The sequence below is a fragment of the Chamaesiphon sp. OTE_8_metabat_110 genome (assembly GCF_031382685.1).
In the GTDB taxonomy this organism is placed as follows: Bacteria; Cyanobacteriota; Cyanobacteriia; order Cyanobacteriales; family Chamaesiphonaceae; genus Chamaesiphon.
The window spans coordinates 1-2,873 of record NZ_JANMZA010000369.1; the positions used below are offsets into that span (position 1 = coordinate 1).

The 2,873-nt window shown below is 47.4% G+C and carries 6 protein-coding genes; 3 read left to right on the top strand and 3 right to left on the bottom strand.

Features of this window, described 5'->3' with window-relative positions; genetic code table 11:
* Nucleotides 1–164: 164 nt before the first annotated feature.
* Both RMO52_RS13510 and RMO52_RS13515 read left to right on the top strand, forming a co-directional pair.
* Complete coding sequence (locus tag RMO52_RS13510; protein ID WP_310415029.1) at nucleotides 165–425, top strand: photosystem I reaction center subunit PsaK; 261 nt, start codon at nucleotides 165–167, stop codon at nucleotides 423–425.
* A 93-nt stretch (nucleotides 426–518) separates the two neighbouring features.
* On the top strand, nucleotides 519–761 hold the full coding sequence (locus RMO52_RS13515; RefSeq protein WP_309742192.1) for a photosystem I reaction center subunit PsaK: 243 nt from the start codon (nucleotides 519–521) through the stop codon (nucleotides 759–761).
* Nucleotides 762–837: 76 nt separating this feature from the next.
* On the opposite strand, the gene ureA is transcribed toward RMO52_RS13515, so the two are convergent.
* From ureA to RMO52_RS13530, 3 genes are all read right to left on the bottom strand, one after another.
* A complete protein-coding gene (gene ureA / locus RMO52_RS13520) occupies nucleotides 838–1,140 on the bottom strand; it encodes an urease subunit gamma (RefSeq protein ID WP_309742193.1) in 303 nt (100 codons plus the stop codon).
* A 182-nt stretch (nucleotides 1,141–1,322) separates the two neighbouring features.
* Nucleotides 1,323–2,195, bottom strand: coding sequence for an urease accessory protein UreD (locus RMO52_RS13525; RefSeq protein WP_310415033.1), 873 nt, complete (start codon nucleotides 2,193–2,195; stop codon nucleotides 1,323–1,325).
* Nucleotides 2,179–2,445: a hypothetical protein gene (locus RMO52_RS13530; protein WP_310415036.1), complete on the bottom strand. Its 267-nt coding sequence runs from the start codon at nucleotides 2,443–2,445 to the stop codon at nucleotides 2,179–2,181. Before RMO52_RS13530 ends, RMO52_RS13525 begins: the two co-directional genes overlap by 17 nt.
* Before the next feature lie 189 nt (nucleotides 2,446–2,634).
* Here RMO52_RS13530 and psbQ point away from each other — a divergent pair.
* Nucleotides 2,635–2,873 (top strand): photosystem II protein PsbQ (gene psbQ / locus RMO52_RS13535; protein WP_396134976.1); only part of this gene is annotated, 239 nt, incomplete at its 3' end.

A 2,873-nucleotide genomic window follows, 5' to 3' on the forward strand; every position in this document is an offset into this window, starting at 1 on the left:
GATCGGTTGCGCCCAGATTCGCGATCTCCATGCCCTGTTCGACAGTCGTAATTCCACAAATTTTAATTCGCATTATTTTAAAGGATCGAGAAATTTATCAATTTTTGTTAATTATCGACAGGAGTTGGTTGACGAACGCCATTATTAACTAATAATTGCCATACATGAGTGGCGATCGGGAGTTAGATTTTTTGTTAGATAACTTAATTATTGCTGCCATTCCGCATACCGAACCGTGGGGGTTTAATACTGCACTGGTGATGATTATTTGTAACTTGGTGGCAGTGGCGATCGCGGCGTTAAATGCCAAACTAACCGGGCGGATAGGGAGTTTTAACTTATCTGAGCTAGTTGCTGCGATGAGTTTTGGGCATATTGTGGGAGTTGGATTCGTGCTCGGATTGACCAATATCGGGATCATCTAATTGCGGTTTCCGGCTTGTTACTAAAAGTTATCATTTAATCGCGATAGAATACCTTAAGCTGTTATTAGATATCCAAATCTTTAGGAGTAAATCATGTTAAATTCTACCTTGTTACTTGGGGCGATCGGACCGATGAGTCAAGCATGGTCGCCCACAGTCGCGATCGTGATGGTGGTGTGTTCCGTCCTCGGTGTGGCGATCGCCAGTACTACCAAAAAAGCTGGCCCCGCTCTGGTGGGTGGTTTGACCGCAGCTCAATTGCTGGCTGGTACTGCGTTCGGACATCTAGTTGGCGTCGGTGCAACTTTGGGTCTAACTCGTCTTGGTATCATTTAAATCGATTTATTCGATCGTTAGCTCCCGCAACTACTCTGCACTTGCAGTTGTGATATCTGACGATCGAGCCATATGTCTACATAATCGGATCGTGGACGGTGACAAGTTTGGTACCATCGGGAAAGGTAGCTTCGACTTGGATATCGTGAATCATCTCAGCAATCCCTTCCATCACGTCATCGCGAGCGAGTAAAGTTTTCCCATAATTCATCAGTTGGGCGACAGTTTGCCCATCCCGGGCACCTTCCAAGATTGCAGCGGAGATATAAGCAATCGCTTCGGGGTAATTGAGTTTTAAGCCTCTAGCTTTACGACGCTCGGCAACGAGCGCAGCGGTGAAAATTAAGAGTTTATCTTTTTCTTGCGGGGAGAGTTGCATGGGTAAAGGGTAAAGGGTAGCGGGTAGGGGTAAGAGGTAAGAGGTAAGAGGTAAAAGGTAAGAGGTAAAAGGTAAAAGGTAAAAGGTAAAAGGTAAGAGGTAATGGGTTACTTGCGTCTTTCTCCCATCTCCCATCTCCCATCTCCCATCTCCCATCTCCCACCTCCCATCTCCCACCTCCCCTATTGCCAAACTCGTGGACGAATCGGCGGACTATCGAGAAATGAATGGCGGAGGAGATGCCAGACAGCGGTAAACCATTGCCGAACTTCTGTAGTCGAGTCACCGCGATACCGACATAATAAGCCTTCTGTCAGACGGGTTACGCCGATTTTATGTGGCTCGCCGTCAAAGAGCGATCGAGCCGCGATCGCGATCTCCTTCCTAATCATCCGATCGTGGTAAGGTAGCTGAGGCTCGATCGGGCTGGCACCAATCCATGCTAGGCTACCGACGATCGGATATCCTGCTAGACTATTGGGTCGATCGATTTGGGTATTGCCATATAATAACTGTCGATCGATCCAAATCGGTCGCCCTTGGCGATACACCTCCGTTGCTGATTGCCATCTACCGCGCGTAAATTTTTCGCCGTGTGCCGTGCGTCCGAAGCGCAAGATCTCCCAACCCAGCCAGCTTGCTGTCGGCGCGAGATCCACCTGTAGCTGTTGCTCAAAGATTGCCCCATTAAAAATAATCGTCTCTTGGGGTATCCATTCCAGACAAGCATTATCGCCAATCCGGTGAACGATGTTTTGCGTCGCCGTCATGCCATTACTGCCATAGATTTTTCCTGCTGCCGCAGTTGTAATCGCCGCCCGAGATTTTGGCTGGAGATCGATGTCGATTTGGAGACTATCGCCGCCGACAATCCCCCCAGCCGTGTGCAAAATGGGATTATGACAAATCCCATCACCTTCAGGATAAAACGAGCGTTGGACTTTGAGGGGGGCGGTACCTTGATGCTCGATCGCTTGCGTTTTGCCGCGATCGTAGCGATAGGTTAATTGTAGCTGTCCGTGCCAACCCGATCGTAAATTAGGACTGTGGTTCATCTGTTTCCACTTCGACTTCCGGGGTATTTTCCAGGATAAATAAGCGAGCGAGCTTGTCGTAGATACCTGCGCCAATATACTGAGGATAGGTATGCGATCGACTATAGATCCAAATTAACTCCTCCCCATAAAAAATCCGCACATCTTGAAATAAACTCTTGCACTTAGACTTGAGCGAATTTCCGGCCTCTAAGGCATCCGTCCAGCGCTCGAACTGACGATCGTAATCTTTAGCAAACACTCTAAACATGGAATTGACGATCGATAATTGATAATAAGCAAATGGCGAGCCGAATTTATGCGCTCTGGCTGACTAGAGTTCGCCAAAATATCGATTGCACGCAACCTGGCAACTCTAGTATGCTGAGAGTATCATCGCTTCGCTGATGCCGAAGCGATTTACACGATTTTAGTAATTTCTTACCTATCCAAAGATATTATGTCTCTGTTTCGTCCGCTGATATCCATTTTACTGGTATTTATTTCCGTCCTCGTCGTGAGTTGTGGTGATGGCTCCCAAGCAAAGGCTCCTACTTATAGTGCTACCCAACTGACTCAAATTCAAGCCACCAACAAAAATGTCAGCGCATTAACCGATCGACTCCCCGAATTAGCTGCTTATATTGAAGAACGCGATTGGAATAATGTCAAATCCTTCATTCATGGCCCTCTAGGGGA

Coding starts and splice junctions, on each gene's coding strand:
- RMO52_RS13510 (WP_310415029.1), top strand. CDS start 165: ATGAGTGGCGATCGGGAGTTAGATTTTTTGTTAGATAACTTAATTATT.
- RMO52_RS13530 (WP_310415036.1), bottom strand. CDS start 2,445: ATGTTTAGAGTGTTTGCTAAAGATTACGATCGTCAGTTCGAGCGCTGG.
- RMO52_RS13515 (WP_309742192.1), top strand. CDS start 519: ATGTTAAATTCTACCTTGTTACTTGGGGCGATCGGACCGATGAGTCAA.
- ureA (WP_309742193.1), bottom strand. CDS start 1,140: ATGCAACTCTCCCCGCAAGAAAAAGATAAACTCTTAATTTTCACCGCT.
- RMO52_RS13525 (WP_310415033.1), bottom strand. CDS start 2,195: ATGAACCACAGTCCTAATTTACGATCGGGTTGGCACGGACAGCTACAA.